This is a genomic window from Streptomyces sp. NPDC007856 (assembly GCF_042868225.1).
Classification (GTDB): Bacteria; Actinomycetota; Actinomycetes; order Streptomycetales; family Streptomycetaceae; genus Streptomyces.
This window is the reverse complement of record NZ_JBIAEC010000001.1, coordinates 91,849-113,257: the sequence shown is the minus strand read 5'-3', so window position 1 is coordinate 113,257 and position 21,409 is coordinate 91,849. Positions and strand designations below refer to the sequence as shown.

Sequence of the window (21,409 nt, the reverse complement as noted above, 5' to 3'; positions counted from 1 at the left end):
GCCACAGGTTACGACTGTGCGGCGCGGGCCGCCCGGTCGGTCAGGCGGGCCATGCGGGCGCGGGCGGACTCCAGCGGGCGCGGGTCGTCGGCGGCGGGACCCGGCTCGGTGGTGAGGTCCGCCCACAGTGCGATGAGGTCGCGGCCCAGTCGCAGGCCCTCCTCGGGATCGCGCACCGCGCGCCACGCGGTCGCCGCGCTCTGCACGTTGCCGTAGGCGGCCTCCGCGTCCCGCGCCTGCCGGCGCAGCCGCGCGAGGTCCAGGGACTGCCGGCAGGCGCCGACCGGATCGCCTCCCAAGTAGGCGATGTAGGCCGACAGTTCGCGCAGGTGCAGCACCTCGGCATGGCCGGGGCCCAGCACGGTGGCCGCATCGGCGACCGTACGGTCGGCGAGCTGCGCCGCCGCCTCGATACGGCCGGATCGCACGGCCTCGTTGATCCGCGTCATCGGCTCGGTGAGCAACTCGGCCCCCTCCGCGGTCTCGGTCACGGGCTCGTCCCCGAGCACCTCCTCGGCGACGGCGTCGAAGCCCCGGGCGGGGGTCGGGGTCGGGGCGGTGGGGGCGGGCTCGGGCTCGGGGACGTAGGCGACGGGCGCCGGGGCCTTGGTGACCGGCATGACCGGCGCGGGGCCGAACTGTCCCGTCGGCGCCTGCACGGTCCCGGCCGGCACGGACGCCGACTGCTTCGGCGGGGACGCCTCCCGCACGCCCTCCGACGAAGGCTCGGCCGCCTGCGAAGGCACGGCCGCCTGCGAAGCCCCTGCCGCCGGTGGAGGGGCGTCCGCCGTGGTCGGCCGCTCCGGCGAAGCCACGCCCGCGGCATCCGACTTCGCCGGTGCGGCCAGGCGTACCGCCTGCCCCGTGACCCGGCTGGAGCCGTCCGCCGAGACCTCCAGGGGAACCACGCAGCCCGCCAGGTCGTCGCGGATCGTGGCGCGTATGGGGGCGCCGAGGCTTATGGCCAGACGCTGGAGGTGGTTGAGGACGGCCTGCTGGATCTCCTCCCCCGGCGCCGCCACCACCGACGTCCCGCCCACCGACGCGCCTCCCGCGCCGAACACCCGGACCGGTACCACCGCCGGATGCGCCACGGGCTGCTGCGCCTGCTTCTTCTCGAAGCTGACTCGAGACATCGGCTTTCCCTCACTCCCCCGGCGTCGCGATCCGGTCGTACGCGTCCTGCCGACCAGTGTGTCGGCTCGCTTCGCTTTCCGCGTCACCGCAGCGTCACAGCCTCGCACCAGCCGCACCCTGGCGCGCACTTGCTTGTGCATAAAATGCACACGCCTCTATCCGTTGTACGACCGCACACCCCGGGGGATCCCATGAGCCGTCGTTTTCTCTTCGTCCTGGGCAGCGCCCGCGCCGAGGGCAACACCGAACTGCTGGCCCGCGCGGCGGCCGAGCAGTTGCCCGCTGACACCGAACAGCGCTGGATCCGCCTGGCCGAGCACCCGCTGCCCGACTTCGTGGACCTGCGGCACGACAGCGACCACGTACGGCCGCCGTCGGACAGCGCGACCGGGCTGCTGCTGGACGCCACCCTGGCGGCCACGGACATCGTGATCGCCTCGCCGCTGTACTGGTACTCGGTGTCCGGCCTCACCAAGCGCTACCTCGACTACTGGTCGGCCTGGCTGCGCACCCCGGACGTCGACTTCAAGGCGACCCTGGCCGGGCGCACCCTCTGGGGCATCGCCGCGCTCGCCCACGCCGAGCAGTCGGTCGCCGAGCCCTACACCGGCACGCTCAACAACTCGGCCGCCTACATGGGGATGCGCTTCGGCGGCGTCCTGCTGGGCAACGGCAGCGCTCCGGGTGACGTACTGAAGGACACCGACGCGCTGGCACGCGCCAAGACCTTCTTCGCCCAGGACGCCCCCTTCGCACGTTTCCCGTACGACATCGCCTGAGACGGCCCAGAGGGATCAGGCACTGATGTCCTTCGTCGTGAACCGCGCCCAGGCCGCCGAGCCGAACACCGCCGCGTACAGCACCTGCAGGCCGAGGTTCTTCACCAGGTCGTCCCAGTAGACGGGGTCGCGCACCAGGTCGGCGAAGGACAGCCAGTAGTGCGAGAAGAGGTACGGCCGCAGCGCGTGCAACTGGGGTATCTGGTCGAGGATCTGGACCGTGATGACCAGGCCGACGGTGGTCGCCATCGCCGCGATGCCGCTGTTCGTGAGGGTCGACACGAACAGACCGAGCGCCGCCACGCCGACCAGTGAGGCGGCGACCACCAGGGCGATCAGCAGGGCCCGGCCGAGGCCCTCGGCATAACTGATCTGCGTGCCGGATATGGTCGTCAGGTCGCCCAGCGGGAAGAGCAGCGCGCCCACGATCAGCGCCGAGCCGGCGACGACCAGCGTGGCCAGCAGACAGAAGGCCATCACCGTCGTGTACTTGGTGAGCAGCAGCCGGGTGCGGCCGGCCGGGGCGACGAGCAGATAGCGCAGGGTGCCCGCCCCCGCCTCGCCGGCTATCGCGTCGCCCGCGACGACCCCGACCACCATCGGCAGGAAGAACGGCAGGGTCGCGGCCAGTGCCGTGAACACCAGGAAGAGGCCGTTGTTGGTGATCTGCGTCATGAACGCCGGGCCCTGGCCGCTGTGGTCCACCGTCCTGCCGCCCCGCGTCTGGATCTTCACCGCGATCCCGACCAGCACCGGCACGGCGGCCAGCACCCCGAGCAGGGCGAGCGTGCGCCAGCGGCGGAGGGTCGTGACGAGTTCGCTGCGCAGCAGCCCGAACGTCCACAGCGGGCTCGGCCGACGCACCGCGGATGCGGGGGCCGTCCCGGACCTGGGACCCGTACCGCTCACCGAGGCCGTGTCAGCCCGCGACATCGAAGCCCTCCCCCGTCAGTGCCACGAACGCGTCCTCCAGCGAGGCCCGTTCGACCGTGAACCCCCGGACCCGGACCCCCGCCGCGACCAGGGCCGCGTTCACCTCGGCGAGGTCCCGCCCGGGTGGCTCGCCGGTGACCCGGTCGCCGTCGGCGGTGACGTCCCCGACCCCCTGCTCCTTCAGCACCCGGGCCGCCTCGGCCGGATCCGGGGTGGTCACCACCAGCCGGCCGCGCGCCCCGGCCGCCAGGTCGGCCACCGCGCCCTGGGTGATGAGCCGGCCCCGCGCCATGACCGCCGCGTGGGTGCAGACCTGCTCGATCTCGTCGAGGAGGTGGGAGGAGAGGAAGACGGTCGTGCCGTCGGCAGCCAGCTCCCGGATCAGGGCGCGGATCTCGCGCATGCCCTGCGGGTCGAGACCGTTGGTGGGCTCGTCCAGGACGAGCAGCCGGCGCGGCTGGAGCAGCGCGGCGGCCAGACCCAGGCGCTGTCTCATGCCCAGCGAGTACGCCTTCGCCTTCTTGCCCGCGGCGGCCGCGAGGCCGACCCGGTCCAGGGCGGCGGCGACGCGGGCGTGCCGGGTGCGCGGGTCGGCGGTCGGGTCGGCGGCGTCGTAGCGAAGCAGGTTGTCCCGGCCGGAGAGGAAGCCGTACAGCGCGGGGCCCTCGATGAGCGCGCCGACCTGCGGGAGGATGGACCGGGCCGCCCGGGGCATCGGGCGGCCCAGCACGTGTGCCGTGCCCGCCGTGGGCTCGATCAGGCCCATCAGCATGCGGATGGTGGTGGTCTTGCCCGAGCCGTTCGGACCGAGGAAGCCGAAGACACTGCCCGCCGGGACGGTCAGGTCGAGGCCGTCGACGGCGAGCTGTCCGCCGCGGTAGCGCTTGGTGAGGCCGCGGGTGGCGATGACGCTCGCCTCCGTCGGCCCCGGAGCAGGCTTCCCCGCGGCCTCCGCCCGCCCGGGGGCACGCTTCCGCGCCTCCCCCGCCTCCCGCTCCATGGCGGACGGTCCGTCCATCGGCTCCCCCTCGATCCGCGCCTCCCTTGAGAGTGAACGTACGGTCACGGTCCGTAGTTCCCGGACGGGGTCACTTTCCCGCGTTCGCCGCCTTCACCAGGGCGTCCTTGGTCACCGCGCCGGCGTAGACCTTGCCGTCGTCGGTGATCAGGGCGTTGACCAGGCGGGTGGAGAAGACCGTGCCCTTGCCGAACTTGCCGGAGACCTTGTCGCCGAGCGAGCCGAGGAAGCCGCCGAGGTCACCGCCCCGGGAGCCGGTCGGCAGGCCGCCCTTGGCGCCGCTGTCGAAGGTGGCGATGGACGTCCAGCCCTTGCCGAGGACATCGGCGCCGTTCATACCCTTGGCGAAGTCCTCGCCGGGCTGGGGCGCGTGCTTGCGAGCCGCGGAGTCCTGCTTCTCCTCCGTCACCTTGGCGCCCTTGGGCGGGGTGAAGGCGAAGGTGGAGCCGGCCGGCCGGCCGAAGGTGACCTGGGTGAAGCCCACGTCGAGGACGGCGGCGCCGCCGCTCTTCGGCGTCAGCGTGAACTTCAGCGGCATGCCCGTCTTCGCGTCGACGGCGATGCTGATGGCGCCCACCGTGGTGCCGGACTGCCTGGGCTTGATCAGCAGCTTGTAGGCGTCGCGGCCGGCGACCCGCTCGGTGCCGTCGACCGTGACGGACGTGGTGCCGTCCACCGACTTCAGCGCCTGGTCGGCGAAGTCCTTCGGCGTGGCCGGGGTCTCGGCCTTGCGGTCCTTGCCGGAGTCGGCCGAGGTCCCGTGGTACACCTCGTTGGTCCTGCTGTTGTAGCCCCATACGTTCTTGCCGTTGTGGATGAGGCTGTACTCGGAGCCGCTCTCCAGCAGCGACAGCTTCTGCTTCTCGGGCCCGTCGGCGGCGACGCGCAACGTGTGCGTGCCGGAGACCAGCGAGGTGAACTGGGACTGCGGGTCGGCGGAGGAGCCGTCGCCGGAGCCCTTGCCGGCGCCGGGGGCCAGGTTGTTCGCCAGGCCACCGAGGTCGGGCAGGCCGAGGTCGGTGTCGATGCGCACGGTGCCGGACAGCTGCTGCACGTCCGACTTGGCGATCTTCTCGATGAGCTGCTGTGCGGTGATCCTGGGCAGGTCGGGGTCACCGGAAGCGGCGAGCGCCGGGACCAGACCGATCGTGGCCGCGGCGACCCCCACCACGGCGACCGGGACCGCGTAACGGGCCGTCCTGCGGCGTCGGGCGTGCCGCTCCTCGTCCCGAGCGGCGTCCACTGCGTCGTCGGATTCGTACGGTGCCATGTGTGCCTTACCTCCGTCGTCGGCGGCGGCTGTTCTCACGCTGGTCCATCAGAGCCGCCATTCTCACCCGAATCGGTGAGGGGTGGTGATTTCCGTGGTTTCCATCTCACCAAATCGGCCATGAAGAAGCGTCAGACCTCGGGGCCAACTCCGCATACGACTGGGGTATGACACGCGGGAGCAGGAACTCCCCCGACCCGTAGGGGTCTCACCGGAACGGGGGGGCCGTACGGGAGCGCGGGGGGCGTACGGACTCATGGGCGTACGGACTCATGGGCGTACGGATCGCAGAGCTGGAGGAGTTGCGCGACGGGCGGCCGGAGGCATGCCGAGGGCGCCGACCCAGCGGCCCGTGGAACGGCCTGAGCGCGGCGAGGGGCACGGCTGGAGACATCCCGGGGCTCGCGGGCTGAACGCGGCGAGTCGCACGGCCGGAAACGCGGAGTGACGGACAGCCGGAAGCGTGCCCCGGGCGCACGGCCTGAACGCTGCGAGGCGCACGGCCGGAATCCCGGCGCGACGGAGGACCCGCAATCGCGCCCGGGGCGTGGCCGGAGCTGTGGTGCGGTGTGTGACAGGCGTCCGGTCAGCCGGCGCGGTGGACCACCGCGTCGCACAGCTCCATCAGCGCGGCCTTGGCGTCGCACTCGCGCAGCGGCGCCAGCGCGGCCCGCGCCTCCTCCGCGTACCGCACGGTGTCCCGGCGGGCCTGCTCCAGCGCGGGGTGGGCCCGCAGCGCGACCAGCGCCTCGGCGTGTCGGGCGTCGTCGCTGAGATCGGAGTCCAGCAGCTCGCACAGGGCGATGTCCTCGGCCAGGCCGAGCCGGGCCGCCCGCTCGCGCAGCCGGAGCACGGGCAGGGTCGCGATGCCCTCGCGCAGGTCGGTGCCCGGGGTCTTGCCGGACTCTTGCGAGTCGGAGGCGATGTCCAGGACGTCGTCGGCGAGCTGGAAGGCGACCCCGAGCCGCTCGCCGTACTGGGTGAGCACGTCCACGACCGTCTCGTCGGCACCGGACATCATCGCGCCGAACCGGCACGAGACCGCCACCAGCGAGCCCGTCTTTCCGCCGAGCACGTCCAGGTAGTGCTCGACCGGGTCACGGCCGTCGGAGGGACCGGCGGTCTCCAGGATCTGGCCCGTGACCAGCCGCTCGAAGGCGAGGGCCTGCACCCGGACCGCCTCGGGGCCGAGGTCGGCGAGGATCTGGGAGGCGCGGGCGAAGAGGAAGTCGCCGGTGAGGACCGCGACGGAGTTGCCCCAGCGGGTGTTGGCGCTGTCCACGCCGCGCCGCACGGCTGCCTCGTCCATGACGTCGTCGTGGTACAGCGTGGCCAGGTGGGTCAGCTCCACGACCACGGCCGAGGGCACGATGCCCGGCGCGTAGGGATCGCCGAACTGGGCCGCGAGCATCACGAGCAGCGGCCGGAACCGCTTCCCGCCGGCTCGTACGAGGTGCTGCGCGGCCTCCGTGATGAACGGGACCTCGCTCTTGGTGGCCTCGAGCAAGCCTTCCTCGACAGCCGCCAATCCGGCCTGGACATCGGCTTCCAGAGCCTGGTCCCGCACGCTCAGCCCGAACGGCCCGACGACGGTCACGAGGGGTCTCCTGTCTGCTGGTGTCTGCTGGCGATTACACGGTTTGTCGATAGGTCGCTGCCATCACTCAAGTCAGCGTATCCGGTCCCTGTTCGATCACCGATAGCGCCCACCGGTCCAGCCTGGGCGGTACCAGATCACGACCGGTATGTTTTTGATCAAGTAATAAGAGTGGACATTTGTCGACTTAACAGGAACCCACACACTTTGTCGCGAACCGAGGGGCGAGCGGAGTAATGCCTACACCCCGGACAACGACGGGCGCCACACCGGGGGTTCCGTCACGGGTTCCGCCATGGACTCCGTCACGGCGTCCGCCGCGGGCTTCCACCGATCCACTCGAATCCATCTTGTCCGATTTGAAATACTTTGTTATTTAGTGAATTGGGTCACGGCGACCTCTGGCGCCGAACGCCCGCCGAACCCCCTTCCCCCCTTGCACCGTCCGCGAGTTGAGCGTTGGCAGCCGCAAAGGATCAAGTACCCCATATGACACAGACCAAGGTCAAATAGTGCATCGTGCGCATCAGGTACTTGTTTCGGACATGTGCTCTCGCATACGTTCCGGGCCGTCGGGCGGACGCCGAATCCTGCCGCCGCCCGTGTGACCCATCGACGAACTCATTCGTACGGCAGGAGCGGGGGACCCAGGTAAGTCGCCTGACCGGTCGGCACACGCCGCACCGGGACGGCTAGGGGTGAAGCCGTGCCTTCTCACGAAGGCGCGGCCGGGCACCTCCCCGCCCGAACCCGACAGCTCACCTCGTAGGCGACGGAGAGGACTTCCCATGCCTTCTGCCGCTCGGCACCGCCGCCCCCGCACCAACCGTCTCGCCCGCACCCTCGCCGTCGTCGGCACCGGAGCCGCCGTCCTCGCCCTGCCGCTCATCGGCGCCGCCGGCGCCTCCGCGGCCACCGGCACGACGACCACCAAGCCGGCCTCCACCACCCTCGCCGGGTACCCGAACAACCTCGACGGCTGGATCCGCCACTCCCTCGCGATCATGGCCCAGAAGGGGATCCCGGGCACCTACAACGGCATCTACCGCAACATCATGCGGGAGTCCTCCGGTAACCCGTACGCCATCAACCTCTGGGACTCCAACGCCGCCAAGGGCATCCCGTCCAAGGGGCTGCTCCAGGTGATCGACCCGACCTTCAACGCGTACCACGTGGCAGGCACCGCCCTCAATCCGTACGACCCGGTCGCCAACATCACCGCGGCCTGCAACTACGCCGCCGCCCGGTACGGGTCCATCGACAACGTGTCCAGCGCGTACTGACCGGTCCCGCCGGCCGGCACGGCATCGGCCGCCCGGTGCGCCCACACCTGACGGAGGGGCGCACCGGGCGGCCGTCGCTTCTTCCCGAGACGGTCGTGCACCAGGACGCCGACTACGGGCCGGGGACGGCTGCGTACGGACCGAGGACGGCCGCGTACTGATGTGCCGGTCAGTCGGTCGGGAACAGCCTTTCGAGGACGGCGGCGATGCCGTCGTCCTCGTTCGACAGGGTGATCTCGTCGGCCACCGCCTTCAGTTCGCCATGCGCGTTGGCCATGGCGACCCCATGTCCCGCCCAGTCGAACATCGGGATGTCGTTGGGCATGTCGCCGAACGCCAGCGCCTCCTCCGCCGCGACCCCGAGCCGCTCGGCAGCCAGCGCGAGACCGGTCGCCTTGGTCACCCCGGGCGGCTGGAGCTCCACGGTCCCCGGCCCCGACATGGTGACCGTGGCCAGCGAGCCCACCACCGCGCGCGCCGCTTCCGCCAACTCGTCGTCCGACAGGAATGCGTGGCGCAGCAGCACCTTGCTGATCGGCGCGCACCACAGGTCGTCGCGCCGGCCGACCCGCACCGCGGGCAGGGTCGGGTGCGGCATCCGGTACCCGGGCTCGATGAGCGTGAGCCCGTCGACCCCGTCCTGGTCGACGGCGGCGTACACCTGCCCCACCTCGGCCTCGATCTTGCCGAGCGCCGTCTCGGCCAGCTCCCGGTCCAGCCGGACCGACCACAGCAGGCGGCCGGTCCCGGCGTCGTACACCTGTGCGCCCTGTCCGCACACCGCGAGCCCCGTGCAGCCGAGGTGCGCCAGCAGCGGCCGCACCCGCGGGGCCGGGCGGCCCGTCACCACCAGGTGCCGGGCACCGGCCCGCGCCCCCCGCGCGAGCGCGGCGAGCGACCGGTCGGAGACGGTGTCGTCGCCGCGCAGCAGTGTTCCGTCCAAGTCGGTGGCGATCAGTGAATATGTGGGGGAGGCTGCCATGATCAGAGAATACGGATACCGAGCCCCACCGACTCACCTTGTCGCCCTGCGCACTTACGTACTGGTCCACCCCAAGTAGTGCCCGTCGGCTCCTCGTTGAGAAGGGCGACAGGGCCTGCAGGAGGTCTCAGCCGTGGGCCGCCGCCAGGTGTTTCGTCAGGCGCGGTGAGGCGAACTCCGTGCCGCAGACGAAGCGCATCACCGGTCCGTACGACGACGCCGCCGGCAGACCGGTGAAGTACAGGCCAGGAACGGACGAGACGAAGCCGGGTCCGAGCTTCGGCGTGCCGCGGCTTACCGCGAGCCGGGTGCGCAGTTCGTGCCCGAGGAAGTCCATCGCCGCGATGTCGACCCGGTAGCCGGTGGCGGCGATGACATGGTCGGCGGTGAGCCGCTCGGTGTGCCCGCCGTGGGTGCGGACGGTGAGCACGGGGCTGCTGTCCGGTGCCTCGGCGATCACGACCCGCTCCACGTCCTGCACCTGCACCGCGCTCTCGAAGCGCTCGCGCAGCCACCAGGCGCCGAGCGGACCGAGGACCCGGCGGACCAGGAAGTGGCGGGTGGCCTCGGGCAGGTAGCGGTAGGGGTGCGGGTAGTAGCTGAACGCCCACAGCGACCAGGCGCGTCCGAACGGGGACTCGGGGCGCAGCTTCGACTGCTTCCAGGGCGGCGCGCCGAAGGCGACCCGGCCGCGACCGCGCGCGACGACACGCACGCGTGCCCCCGCCTCGGCGGCGAGCGCCGCCGTCTCCAGCGCGGACTGGCCCGCACCGACCACGATGAGCTCCTTGCCGGCGAAGCGGCTCAGGTCGTGGTGCTGGGAGCTGTGCGAGACCGGGCCGGTGGGCGCCGGACCGTCGGCCGCGGCTCCGGCGAGCTCCGCCGGCAGGTGCGCCAGGCCCGACAGGCCGGTGGCGACGACGACCGCGCGCGCGGTGAACATCTCCCCCGAGTCCAGCTTCAGCTCGAAGCCGCCGCTCTTGTCGCGGTCCACGGAGACGACCCGCACCCGCTCCAGGTCGGGGACGAGCTTGTGCTGGAACCACTCGCCGTAGCCGATGAACGTCCCCACCGGGATGATGTCCTCGTCGCCCACCAGGCGGCGGATGCCGGCCGCGTCGCAGTAGTCGCCGAGGGTGTGGCCGGGCTGTGGGCAGTCGAAATTCGAGGCGGCGGGCGTCGACTTCAGGAGCATGCCCTCGGGCATGTGGTCGCGCCAGCTGACCATGGGGTCGCCGAAGACGCGGACGGGGATACCGCGCGCCCGCAGATGGGCGGCGGTGGACAGGCCGAACGGCCCGGCCCCGATGATTGCAACCGGTCGAGTCACGAAGTCCCTCCCCAGGACATGGTGCGCCACTCTCTGTGTGGCTTTGCCTACTTCGTGGAGGTGCTGCTGCCGCGGCGGTTGGTCCGCCACAGCTGATAGAGGTGCTTCGCGCCCGGGCGCACGAAGCGGGCGAGCATCGTGAGGAACGGCAGCGGGTCGTCACCCGCGAGCCAGGCCAGCTCCGTCCCGCTCGCCTTCGCCGGCGCGTGCGGCGTCGTGTAGCCGCTGCGACGGTAGGCGAGAAGGGCGGGGAGGTCGATGTTCTCCACGATGTAGCGGTGGCCGGCGCGCTGTTCCCCCTCCGGAACGGGGCGGCCGGTCAGATTCAGGTGCATCGCGCGTACGACGTCCACACCCGACTCATTCTCGAAGAGCCGGAACTGGGCGCCCATGCGCGGGTTGAAGTCGAGGAGCTTGTACTGTCCGTCGCGCCGGTCGAAGCGCAGGTCGAGGTCGATGATGCCGCTGTAGCCGATCTGTTTGATGAAACGTGCGGCGAGGTCGGTGAGTTCCGGGTTGTCGACGACGTACGCGTTCGCCGTCATGCCGGCGTGCGGCGGCCATGAGCGGACCTTGACCCCGGTGAACAGGGCGACGGGGCTCGCGTCCTGGTCGAAGCAGGCGTGCACGATCCAGTCCTCGGCCTCCTCGCGCGGCAGGTACTCCTGGAGGATCACCCCCGGCCGCTCGCCCCAGTCGCGGGCGAGCGCGAGCAAGCCCTCGCGGGTGGCGATCCGCGTGGTGCCGTTGACTGCGGGCTGCTTGCGCCGGACGAACGCCTCACGGTTCTTGGCCACCACCGGGAAGCGGGCCGTGTCGGCGAAGGCGACGATGTCCTCGTACGACTCCGGGAACGCCGACGCGGGGCTCGCGATGCCGTGCTCCACACACAGTTCGTGCAGACCCTGCTTGCTGGCGAGCCGGCGCGGCAGCGAGGGGTCCACGCGCGGGAAGAGAAAGCAACCGGCCAGATCGTCCTGGTGCTCGGCGATCAGTACGGCGGCCTCCTCGTCGGTCGGGACGAGGACGGCGGGGCGGCCGATCCGGCGGCCGATCCGCAGCAGGCCCTCGACCAGGTGGCCCTGATCCTCCGCACCGGTCGTCGGCCACACGAAGGCCTTCTTCAGATAACGGGAGGAGGCCGCGGGCGTGTACGCGTCCTCGGTGATGGCGTACATGGGCACGCCGAGCCGGCCCAGGCTGCGGATCGCGCCGACGCCGCCGTGGTGCAGCGGATAGTCGCCGAACTTGACGATCAGTCCTGGTACGTCCCGGTCCGCCTCGAACGGCACGCCGACGGTGTCTCCGGCCACGGGTCCCCCCACGTGTCCCCCCAATGGAACGGACCCACCCCGTCCGTGTCCCAAAGGACGCTAAGCCGGAATTGCCGCCTCCGACAAGGCCTATTCGGACATTGCGAACTCTTTAGACAGGGTGCGAGCAACCTATCGAAGACCCTGTGACACACATCTTTCGGACACCGTGGCGGGTGCTGCAGAGGGCTCTGCCCAAGACACGCATCGCGGCCGTAACGTGTGGCGCGACCACATGGAACGAGCGCCATGCACGGCCCGGATGAGAGTGAGGCAGCACCCCATGCCCCCCTTCGACGTCCCCGAGGGCGACCCCTTCGGCCCGCACAACCTTCCCTATGGCGTGTTCTCGCCCTCCGGCAGCACGGAACGGAGGGTCGGTGTCCGGCTCGGGGACCAGGTCCTCGACGCGGGCGCCGCGGCCGCCGCCCTCGGCTCGCCGCACCACGCGCTGCTCGCCCGGCCCACCCTCAACGCGCTGCTGGCCGCCGGCCGCCCGGCCTGGTCGGAGGTACGACGCGCCGTCACGTCCTGGGTCACGGACCCCGCGCACCGCGAGGCCGTCGAGCCGCTGTTCCACCCCCTGTCCGAGGTGACCCTGCACCTGCCCTTCGAGGTGGCGGACTACGTCGACTTCTACTCCTCGGAGAACCATGCCCGTAACGTCGGCCGGATCTTCCGTCCGGACGCCGAGGACTCCCTCACGCCCAACTGGAAGCATCTGCCGATCGGTTATCACGGCCGCTCCGGCACGGTCGTCGTCTCCGGCACGGACGTCGTACGGCCGTCCGGGCAGCGCAAGGCCCCGGCCGACCCGGCGCCCGTCTTCGGCCCGTCGATCCGGCTGGACATCGAGGCCGAGGTCGGCTTCGTCGTGGGCGTGCCGTCCGAGCTGGGCAGGCCGGTCGCGCTCGGGGACTTCCGCGACCACGTCTTCGGGCTGTGCCTGCTGAACGACTGGTCCGCGCGGGACATCCAGGCCTGGGAGTACGTCCCCCTCGGCCCCTTCCTCGGGAAGTCCTTCGCGACCTCGGTGTCGGCATGGATCACCCCGCTGGAGGCGCTGGAGCACGCGCGCGTGGCGCCTCCGGAGCGCACGCACCCGCTGCTGCCCTACCTGGACGACTCGGCACCCGGTATCGAGCCCGGCGGCTACGACCTGCGGATCTCCGTCGCGATCAACGGCCACGTGGTCTCCGAGCCGCCCTTTTCGACCATGTACTGGACCGCCGCCCAGCAGCTCGCCCACATGACGGTGAACGGCGCCTCGCTGCGCACCGGCGACCTGTACGGCTCGGGCACGGTCAGCGGCCCCGAAGAGGCTCAGCGCGGCTCGCTGCTGGAGCTGACCTGGAACGGCCGCGACCCCCTCGAACTCCCGGACGGCAAGCGGACCTTCCTGGAGGACGGGGATGTGGTGACCCTGTCGGCCTGGGCCCCCGGCGCGGACGGGCGCCGAGTCGGGCTCGGGGAGGTCAGCGGGCGGGTCGTGTCAGGCTGACCGGCAGCTCGTAGCAGGACACCATCCCGGCGTTCGGCCTGTGCGCGGTCACTGGCGTCCCGGCAGGGACGCGCTGACCGCGCCGACCCGGAAAACCCCCCGCACCACCGGGCTCGCGGCACGCCGCCTCGCTGCCACCGGTCGCCCGCCACCGTGAGGCGCCCGAACCCACCGAGGGAGAACAGGGACTCCGTGGCCTGGGCAGCGGCCCTGGGGTTCCGAACGGACGCCGTACTGGAGGCGGTGCGGCAGGCCTTCCGGGACCCGGAGCCATAAGGCCTCCGCCCCGGAAACCGGGCAAGCCGGACGCCGGGGAGAGCGGGCGGCCGCAACGGCCCGACCGATCCACGCCGAGACCTGACTCTCGCCGCCCCGCACCGTCATACTGAGCGGACACGCACCACGCGAGGCGCCCTCGGCGCATCGCACCGCACCACCCGACACCCGCACAACTCTCCGACCAGGAACCGGAGCCCCGGCATGACCGTCTGCCTGCTCCTGCTGAGCGTCGTCGCCCTGACGGCCGCTTTGCCGGCGCCGCGCGCGCTGACCCGTGCCGCCTGGACCGAACGGGAACCCGTGGTCGCGTTGTGGGTGTGGCAATGCCTGGTCGCCACCGTCCTGCTGTGCTGCCTGGCCGCACTGGTCCTGGGCGCGGCGGCCGTCTTCCACACCGTTCGCGATCGCGTGTTCGCCCCGGCGCCGCCCTCCGTCACCGCCGCCTACGACCTGTCCTCGGCACCAGTGTGGGCCGCCACCCTCACCGTGCTGCTGGCCTGCGGGGCCGCCTGGACAACGGCGATGCTGGCGCGGGAGCTCGTCGAGGCCCGCCGCAGCCGTGGCCAGACCCGCGCGCAGCTGCGAGAGCGCGCCCCCGACCTGCCGGCCGGACTCCCGGCGGCACGCGGCCCGATGCTGGTGCTGGAGGACGAGTACCCGGACGCCTGGTGGATGCCGGGACACCCGCCGCAGCTGGTCGTCACCACCGGTGCGCTCCACCGGCTCACCGACCACCAGCTGGACGCCGTCCTCACCCACGAACGCGGGCACGCGCGTGCCCACCACGACTGGCTGTTGCACCTGTCCACCGCGCTCGCCACGGGCTTCCCGCGCGTGCCGCTGTTCGCCCACTTCTGCGACCAGACGCACCGCCTGGTGGAACTGGCCGCCGACGACACGGCGTCCCGGCGCTGCGGCCACCTCACCACGGCCCTGGCGCTGATCGAGCTGAACCAGCACCGGGGCGTCCTGTCCTGCGACTCCAGCCGCCGCCTCCTCGGCGAACGCGTGGACCGCCTGCTGGAACCGCCGCCGCGGCTGCTGCGCCGGCACCGGGCCCTGACGACGACGATCGCGGCCCTCGTACCGCTGCTGCCGCTCCTGATCACATTCGCCCCAGGGCTTACGGCACTGCCCTGACCGGCCGACCGGGTGGCAGATCTTCCCGCCCGGGGAGGAAAACCAGCAGCTCAGAGCCGTATCCGAGGCGCCCTCACCTGGCGCAACACTGCCGCAACACGCCATTCCCTACCGAGTAGATATGGTTCCAGCCAGCCACCCACCGACCGCCTCCGCGACCACGCCGGTCAGGGAGCCGCGACCACCGTCGCCGCCCACCGCACGCGTCGACGGCTGCGTGCGGACCGGGCCCCGCAGCTCGCCGACCTGCTGCGCCACCAGATCCTCACCGGCGCCTTCCAGAACGGCCCCCTCCCCCACGAGTCGACCCTCGCCACCGACTACCGGGCCTCCCGCAACACCGTCCGCCAGGCCCTGGACCTCCTCAGAGCCGAGGGGCTGGTGGAACGGCTGCCGGGCGTCGGCACCGTGGTCGTCGCCCGGAAGTACCCGCACGGGCTCGACCGTCTCATGGGCCTCGCGGAAACCCTCCGTGAACACGGCCGCGTCACCAACGAGGTCCGCACCGTGGGCCCCGCACCCGCACCCGCCCCGGTGGCCGACCGCCTCCACGTCCCCGCCGGCGCCGATGTCCTCTACATCGAGCGTCTGCGCCGTCTCAACGGCCTGCCTCTCTCCCTCGACCTCACCTACATCCCGCTCGACCTCGGCACCGCCCTGCTCGGCGCCGACCTGGAGAACACCGATGTCTTCCGCCTCCTGGAAGCCATCGCCGGCCAGCGCCTCGGCCACGCCGAGATCACCCTGGAGGCGGTGAACGCGGACACCCACTCCGCCGCCGTACTCCAAGCCCCGCGCGGCGCCGCCGTACTGATGCTGGAGCGCCTCACCCACCTCGCCGACGGCCGTCCCGTCGACCTGGAGTTCATCCGCTTCCGCGGCGACCGCAGGCCGTACGGGCCCTCGTGTCCGTCGACGCGGTCGGGCCGCTGGTGGCTGCCGCGGACGATCCCTCCCGGGAGGTCCGGGTCACCGTGGCCAAGGCCCTGGCCACGGTCGGCTCGGCATCCCTGACCGCAGCCGACCGCGAGCTGCCGGCCACCGCCCTGGACCGGCTCACCGAGGACGGCGACCCGCTGGTACGCGGCGCCGCGTTCGCCGCGCTGGCGGGCACCGGCTGCCCGGGGCCGCTCGCCGACCGTGTCGTGGCCGCGCTGTCCGACCCGGCCTGGCAGGTCCGCTCCGGCGCGGCCACCGCGCTGTCGGCCGCGTCCGCCGAGACAGCCGTCCCCGCTCTGGCCAAGGCGCTGGCGGACCCCAACGCCGACGTCCGCAAGGCGGTGGTGCTGGCCCTGACCCCGGCACCGCGCCGAGGAGGAGGCCCGCGCGGCCCTGGCCATGGCCACGGCCGACACGGACGCGGACGTCAGGGCGTACGCGGCCCGGGCGCTGTGACGGCGACGCTCACGCGTGTCGCCCAGGACCGACGCGCTATATCCAGTCGTCCGGCTCCGGCTCCTCTGCCGGTTCCGGCCAGTCGGCGTGCTGCGCGTCGTCTGCGGTCGGGGCCGGGTCGTCCAGGGCGGCCAACACGGCCAGCACGCCGTCCCCGTACGTGGCCAGCTTCTTCTCGCCGACGCCGCTCACCGTGCCGAGCTCCCGCACCGAACCGGGCCTGCGGGTGACGATCTCCCGCAGGGTGGCGTCGTGGAAGATGACGTACGCGGGCACGCCCTGCTCGCGGGCCTGTTCGGCGCGCCAGGCACGCAGCGCCTCGAAGGCGGGGAGGAGTTCGTGGGGCAGTTCGGCCGCGGCGGCCCTGGCCTTGCGGTCGCCGCCGGAGGCGCCGACCGACCGGGACCGGGAGGCGGCGGACTTCTTCGGCTCCTTGCGCAGCGGCACCTCCCGCTCCCTCCGCAGCACGGAGCCGCTCGCCTCGGTGAGCACCAGAGTGCCGTACTCCCCCTCGACCGCGAGCAGCCCCTGTGCCAGCAGCTGCCGGATGACGCCCCGCCACTCGGCCTCGGTGAGGTCCTGTCCGATGCCGAAGACGGACAGCTGGTCGTGGTCGAACTGGATCACCTTGCCGGTGCGCTTGCCGAGCAGGATGTCGACGATCTGCACGGCACCGAACTTCTGGCCGCGCTCCCGCTGCAGCCGTACCACCGTCGACAGCACCTTCTGTGCGGCGGTCGTGCCGTCCCAGGTCTCCGGCGGGGTGAGGCAGGTGTCGCAGTTGCCGCAGCCCGCCGCGTCGGGGTCCTGGCCGAAGTAGGCGAGCAGCTGGCCGCGGCGGCACTGGGCCGTCTCGCAGAGCGCGAGCATGGAGTCCAGGTGGGCGGTGGCCCGGCGGCGGAACGCCTCGTCGCCCTCGCCGGACTGGATCAGCTTGCGCTGCTGTATGACGTCGTTCAGGCCGTACGCCATCCAGGCCGTGGACGGCAGTCCGTCGCGGCCCGCGCGGCCGGTCTCCTGGTAGTAGCCCTCGACCGACTTGGGCAGGTCCAGATGGGCGACGAACCGTACGTCCGGCTTGTCGATGCCCATGCCGAAGGCGATGGTCGCCACCACGACCAGGCCGTCCTCGCGCAGGAACCGGGCTTGGTGGGCGGCGCGCATGCCCGCGTCCAGGCCTGCGTGGTACGGCACCGCCTCGACGCCGTTGGCGGTCAGGAACTCCGCCGTCCGCTCCACCGAGTTGCGTGACAGGCAGTAGACGATGCCGGCGTCGCCCGCGTGCTCCTCGCGGAGGAAGGCGAGCAGCTGCTTCCTGGGGTCGGCCTTGGGCACGATCCGGTACTGGATGTTGGGCCGGTCGAAGCTGGCCACGAAGTGGCGGGCCGTCGGCAGGTTCAGCCGCTGGGTGATCTCCTGGTGGGTGGCGCGGGTGGCCGTGGCGGTGAGGGCGATCCGTGGGACGTCCGGCCAGCGCTCGCCGAGGAGGGACAGGGTGAGGTAGTCGGGGCGGAAGTCGTGGCCCCACTGGGACACACAGTGCGCCTCGTCGATCGCGAAGACGGAGATCTTGCCGCGCGAGAGCAGGTCGAGCGTGCCCTCCAGGCGCAGCCGCTCCGGCGCCAGGTACAGCAGGTCCATCTCTCCGGCGAGGAACTCGGCCTCGACCATGCGTCGCTCGTCGAAGTCCTGCGTGGAGTTGATGAAGCCGGCGCGCACACCGAGGGCGCGCAGGGCGTCCACCTGGTCCTGCATGAGCGCGATCAGCGGCGAGATCACCACGCCCGTACCGGGTCTGACCAGGGCCGGGATCTGGTAGCACAGCGATTTTCCGCCGCCGGTGGGCATGAGGACGACGGCATCGCCGCCCGCCACCACATGCTCGATGATCGCTGCCTGCTCGCCCCGGAAGGCCTCGTACCCGAAGACCCGGTGCAGCGTGGCCAGCGCCTCGCTGTCGGCCGCGCCCGGCCCCTCGGTCACCTGTGGCATCTCGCTGATCCCGCCCGTCGCACGCATCGTCCTGTCCCCCGTCGGTCCCCTGTGTGTCGTCCTCGACCACTGCCTCCACGATAGGGGGCGGAACCGACAGCCTCGGAGTTATCCACAGGCTCGGTCCGTTCTTCCGTGTAATCGGACGCTGACGTGAGGCGACAAGCGCCCTTCTTTGTCGCCGACAGCACGGCGGCCCGGCACCTCGTGAGGTGCCGGGCCGCCGTGTACCTGGGGTCAGCGCACGAACACCCCGGCCTGGCTGGCCAGGTCCAGGAAGTACTGCGGCGCCACGCCGAGGACCAGCGTCACCGCGACGCCGACGGCGATCGCCGCCATGGTCAGCGGGGACGGGACGGCCACGGTCGGGCCCTCCGGCCTCGGCTCGCTGAAGAACATCAGGACGATCACGCGGATGTAGAAGAACGCGGCGATCGCCGAGGAGATCACACCGACCACGACCAGCGGGGCCGCGCCGCCGTCCGCCGCCGCCTTGAACACGGCGAACTTCCCGGCGAAGCCCGAGGTCAGCGGGATACCGGCGAAGGCCAGCAGGAACACGGCGAAGACCGCCGCCACCAGCGGGGAGCGGCGGCCGAGACCCGCCCACTTGGACAGGTGGGTCGCCTCGCCGCCCGCGTCGCGCACCAGCGTGACCACCGCGAACGCGCCGATCGTCACGAACGAGTAGCCGGCCAGGTAGAAGAGGACGGACGAGACGCCGTCCTTCGACGTGGCGATGACACCCGCGAGGATGAATCCGGCGTGCGCGATGGACGAGTACGCCAGGAGTCGCTTGATGTCGGTCTGCGTGATCGCGATGATCGCGCCGCCGAGCATGGTGATGATCGCCACCGCCCACATGACCGGCCGCCAGTCCCAGCGCATGCCGGGCAGGACGACATACAGCAGGCGCAGCAGCGCGCCGAACGCGGCGACCTTCGTCGCGGCGGCCATGAAGCCGGTCACCGGGGTCGGCGCGCCCTGGTAGACGTCCGGCGTCCACATGTGGAACGGCACCGCGCCCACCTTGAACAGCAGGCCCATCACGATCAGGGCGCTGCCGAGCAGCAGCAGTGCGTCGTTGCCCATGGTGTTGGCGAGCGCCGGGTCGACGTTGGTGACCGTGCCGTCGACGACCTGGGCGATACGCGCGTACGACACCGAGCCCGCGTAGCCGTACAGCAGGGCGATGCCGAACAGCGTGAACGCGGAGGCGAACGCGCCGAGCAGGAAGTACTTGACGGCGGCTTCCTGCGACATCAGCCGCTTGCGGCGGGCCAGCGCGCACAGCAGGTACAGCGGCAGGGAGAAGACCTCCAGGGCCACGAACAGGGTCAGCAGGTCGTTGGCCGAGGGGAACACCAGCATGCCGGCGATCGCGAAGAGGAGGAGCGGGAAGGCCTCCGTGGTGGTGAATCCCGCCTTCACCGCCGCTTTCTCACTGTCGCTGCCCGGCACGGAAGCGGCCTGCGCGGCGAAGGAGTCGACGCGGTTGCCGTGCGCGGCCGGGTCCAGTCGCCGCTCGGCGAACGTGAACAGGCCCACGAGGCCGGCCAGCAGAATCGTGCCCTGCAGGAACAGGGACGGGCCGTCGACCGCGATCGCCCCCATGGCCGCGATGTGCGCCTTGGTGGTGCCGTAGCCGTCGGCCGCCAGCGCGACCACCGCGGCGAACGCGGCGCACAGCGCGACGACGGACACGAACACCTGGGCGTAGTAGCGGGACTTGCGCGGGACGAACGCCTCGATCAGCACCCCGACCAGCGCCGCACCGACGACGATCAGTGTCGGCGACAATTGTCCGTATTCGATCTTCGGTGCCGGGATCTTCGCGATCGGGTCGGCCGCGGTTGTCCACAGGCTGTGGACGGCTGTTGCGCTCACTTGGCCGCCTCCACCGAGGGCTTGGGGTCGGTCTTGTGTACGTCGGACATGGTCTGCTTGACCGCCGGGTTGACGATGTCCGTGACGGGCTTCGGGTAGACGCCCAGGAAGATCAGCAGCACGATCAGCGGGGCGACGACGACGAGTTCACGCGCGCGTAGGTCGGGCATCGCCGATACCTCGGGCTTCACCGGGCCCGTCATCGTCCGCTGGTACAGGACGAGGGTGTAGAGCGCGGCGAGGACGATGCCGAAGGTGGCAATGATGCCGATCGCCGGATAGCGCGTGAACGTGCCGACCAGGACCAGGAACTCGCTCACGAACGGCGCGAGTCCGGGCAGCGAGAGGGTGGCGAGGCCGCCGATCAGGAAGGTGCCGGCGAGCACCGGGGCGACCTTCTGAACGCCTCCGTAGTCCGCGATGAGCCGCGAGCCGCGCCGGGAGATCAGGAAGCCGGCGACCAGCATCAGCGCGGCCGTGGAGATGCCGTGGTTGACCATGTAGAGCGTCGCGCCGGACTGACCTTGGCTGGTCATGGCGAAGATGCCCATGATGATGAAGCCGAAGTGCGAGATCGACGCGTAGGCGACCAGGCGCTTGATGTCCCGCTGGCCGACGGCGAGCAGTGCGCCGTAGATGATGCTGATCAGGGCCAGGACGAGGATGACGGGTGTCGCCCACTTGCTGGCCTGGGGGAACAGCTGGAGGCAGAAGCGGAGCATCGCGAAGGTGCCGACCTTGTCGACGACCGCGGTGATGAGGACGGCGACCGGGGCGGTGGACTCCTGCATGGCGTTGGGCAGCCAGGTGTGCAGCGGCCACAGCGGCGCCTTTACCGCGAACGCGAAGAAGAAGCCCAGGAACAGCCAGCGTTCGGTGCTCGTCGCCATGTGCAGCGAGCCGTTCGCGCGGGCATGCGCGATCTCCTGGAGGCTGAAGTTTCCAGCCACTACGTAGAGACCGATCACCGCGGCCAGCATGATCAGGCCGCCGACCAGGTTGTAGAGGAGGAACTTCACGGCCGCGTACGACCGTTGCGTCGAGGCCGCCTTCTCGCCCTGCGCGTGGGCGCGGTCTCCGAAGCCGCCGATGAGGAAGTACATCGGGATGAGCATGGCTTCGAAGAAGATGTAGAACAGGAAGACGTCGGTGGACTCGAACGAGATGAGCACCATCGCCTCGACGGCCAGGATCAGCGCGAAGAAGCCCTGGGTGGGGCGCCAGCGGCGGCTGCCCATCTCCAGCGGGTCCGCGTCGTGCCAGCCGGCGAGGACGATGAACGGGATCAGTACGGCGGTCAGCGCGATCAGCGCGACCGCGATGCCGTCGACACCCAGCTCGTACCGCACCCCGAAGTTCTTGATCCAGGCGTGCGACTCGGTGAGCTGGTAGCGGGCGCCGCCCGGGTCGAAACGGACCAGGACGGTGACGGCCAGGGCGAGTGTGGCGAGCGAGACGAGCAGCGCCAGCCACTTCGCGGCGGTGCGCCGCGCGGCCGGTACGGCGGCCGTGGCGACGGCCCCTACCGCCGGGAGTGCCGCCGTCGCTGTCAGCAGAGGAAAGGACATCGGTA

At 71.4% G+C, this 21,409-nt stretch carries 16 protein-coding genes, 1 pseudogene and 1 riboswitch; of the genes and pseudogenes, 6 read left to right on the top strand and 11 right to left on the bottom strand.

All coding sequences use genetic code 11. The annotated features are described in order from the left end of the window. Positions 1 to 8: 8 nt before the first annotated feature. Positions 9 to 1,136 (bottom strand): hypothetical protein, encoded by a 1,128-nt coding sequence (locus ACFYOH_RS00555; RefSeq protein WP_388619459.1) that lies wholly within the window; start codon positions 1,134 to 1,136, stop codon positions 9 to 11. A gap of 192 nt (positions 1,137 to 1,328) precedes the next feature. On the opposite strand from ACFYOH_RS00555, the gene ACFYOH_RS00550 reads away from it, so the two are divergent. Then, positions 1,329 to 1,916: a flavodoxin family protein gene (locus ACFYOH_RS00550; RefSeq protein WP_388619457.1), complete on the top strand. Its 588-nt coding sequence runs from the start codon at positions 1,329 to 1,331 to the stop codon at positions 1,914 to 1,916. A gap of 15 nt (positions 1,917 to 1,931) precedes the next feature. Here the strand turns inward: ACFYOH_RS00550 and ACFYOH_RS00545 are convergent, their stop codons facing one another. The 4 genes from ACFYOH_RS00545 to ACFYOH_RS00530 form a co-directional block, all read right to left on the bottom strand. Continuing rightward, positions 1,932 to 2,849 (bottom strand): ABC transporter permease, encoded by a 918-nt coding sequence (locus ACFYOH_RS00545; protein WP_388619454.1) that lies wholly within the window; start codon positions 2,847 to 2,849, stop codon positions 1,932 to 1,934. Further along, positions 2,836 to 3,867: an ATP-binding cassette domain-containing protein gene (locus ACFYOH_RS00540; protein ID WP_388619452.1), complete on the bottom strand. Its 1,032-nt coding sequence runs from the start codon at positions 3,865 to 3,867 to the stop codon at positions 2,836 to 2,838. The genes ACFYOH_RS00545 and ACFYOH_RS00540 overlap by 14 nt, the downstream gene beginning before the upstream one ends. Positions 3,868 to 3,937: 70 nt before the next feature. After that, positions 3,938 to 5,137 carry an outer membrane lipoprotein carrier protein LolA gene (locus ACFYOH_RS00535; protein WP_388619449.1) on the bottom strand — a complete coding sequence of 400 codons (1,200 nt, stop codon included), beginning with the start codon at positions 5,135 to 5,137 and terminating at the stop codon, positions 3,938 to 3,940. A gap of 586 nt (positions 5,138 to 5,723) precedes the next feature. Beyond that, positions 5,724 to 6,734: a polyprenyl synthetase family protein gene (locus tag ACFYOH_RS00530; RefSeq protein ID WP_388619446.1), complete on the bottom strand. Its 1,011-nt coding sequence runs from the start codon at positions 6,732 to 6,734 to the stop codon at positions 5,724 to 5,726. 603 nt (positions 6,735 to 7,337) lie between these two features. Beyond that, positions 7,338 to 7,519, top strand: a riboswitch (cyclic di-AMP (ydaO/yuaA leader). A 3-nt stretch (positions 7,520 to 7,522) separates the two neighbouring features. Between ACFYOH_RS00530 and ACFYOH_RS00525 the strand changes: the two genes are divergently transcribed. Next, entirely contained in the window at positions 7,523 to 8,017 is a 495-nt protein-coding gene (locus ACFYOH_RS00525; protein WP_388619444.1) for a transglycosylase SLT domain-containing protein, read from the top strand. 169 nt (positions 8,018 to 8,186) lie between these two features. Here ACFYOH_RS00525 and ACFYOH_RS00520 read toward each other — a convergent pair whose 3' ends face one another. From ACFYOH_RS00520 to ACFYOH_RS00510, 3 genes are all read right to left on the bottom strand, one after another. Beyond that, positions 8,187 to 8,999 carry an HAD family hydrolase gene (locus tag ACFYOH_RS00520; RefSeq protein WP_388619442.1) on the bottom strand — a complete coding sequence of 271 codons (813 nt, stop codon included), beginning with the start codon at positions 8,997 to 8,999 and terminating at the stop codon, positions 8,187 to 8,189. Positions 9,000 to 9,126: 127 nt separating this feature from the next. After that, on the bottom strand, positions 9,127 to 10,329 hold the full coding sequence (locus tag ACFYOH_RS00515; RefSeq protein ID WP_388619439.1) for an NAD(P)-binding domain-containing protein: 1,203 nt from the start codon (positions 10,327 to 10,329) through the stop codon (positions 9,127 to 9,129). A gap of 47 nt (positions 10,330 to 10,376) precedes the next feature. Next, entirely contained in the window at positions 10,377 to 11,621 is a 1,245-nt protein-coding gene (locus ACFYOH_RS00510; RefSeq protein ID WP_388621014.1) for an ATP-grasp domain-containing protein, read from the bottom strand. Between the two features lie 304 nt (positions 11,622 to 11,925). Here ACFYOH_RS00510 and fahA point away from each other — a divergent pair, with 304 nt between their 5' ends. The 4 genes and pseudogenes from fahA to ACFYOH_RS00490 all read left to right on the top strand — a co-directional run. Next, a complete protein-coding gene (gene fahA, locus ACFYOH_RS00505; protein WP_388619437.1) occupies positions 11,926 to 13,143 on the top strand; it encodes a fumarylacetoacetase in 1,218 nt (405 codons plus the stop codon). Between the two features lie 480 nt (positions 13,144 to 13,623). Further along, entirely contained in the window at positions 13,624 to 14,562 is a 939-nt protein-coding gene (locus ACFYOH_RS00500; protein WP_388619434.1) for a M56 family metallopeptidase, read from the top strand. 12 nt (positions 14,563 to 14,574) lie between these two features. After that, positions 14,575 to 15,576: a GntR family transcriptional regulator gene (locus ACFYOH_RS00495; protein ID WP_388619431.1), complete on the top strand. Its 1,002-nt coding sequence runs from the start codon at positions 14,575 to 14,577 to the stop codon at positions 15,574 to 15,576. Then, positions 15,468 to 15,797: pseudogene (locus ACFYOH_RS00490) on the top strand (HEAT repeat domain-containing protein); the annotation flags it as partial. The gene ACFYOH_RS00495 and the pseudogene ACFYOH_RS00490, both read left to right, overlap by 109 nt. Positions 15,798 to 15,993: 196 nt before the next feature. Here ACFYOH_RS00490 and recQ read toward each other — a convergent pair. From recQ to ACFYOH_RS00475, 3 genes are all read right to left on the bottom strand, one after another. Next, complete coding sequence (gene recQ, locus ACFYOH_RS00485; RefSeq protein WP_388619428.1) at positions 15,994 to 17,976, bottom strand: DNA helicase RecQ; 1,983 nt, start codon at positions 17,974 to 17,976, stop codon at positions 15,994 to 15,996. 210 nt (positions 17,977 to 18,186) lie between these two features. Continuing rightward, the gene (nuoN, locus tag ACFYOH_RS00480) at positions 18,187 to 19,836 is read right to left on the bottom strand and encodes an NADH-quinone oxidoreductase subunit NuoN (protein ID WP_388619425.1); all 1,650 of its coding nucleotides are present in this window, start codon (positions 19,834 to 19,836) and stop codon (positions 18,187 to 18,189) included. Continuing rightward, entirely contained in the window at positions 19,833 to 21,404 is a 1,572-nt protein-coding gene (locus ACFYOH_RS00475; RefSeq protein ID WP_388619422.1) for an NADH-quinone oxidoreductase subunit M, read from the bottom strand. Before ACFYOH_RS00475 ends, nuoN begins: the two co-directional genes overlap by 4 nt. Positions 21,405 to 21,409: the final 5 nt, after the last annotated feature.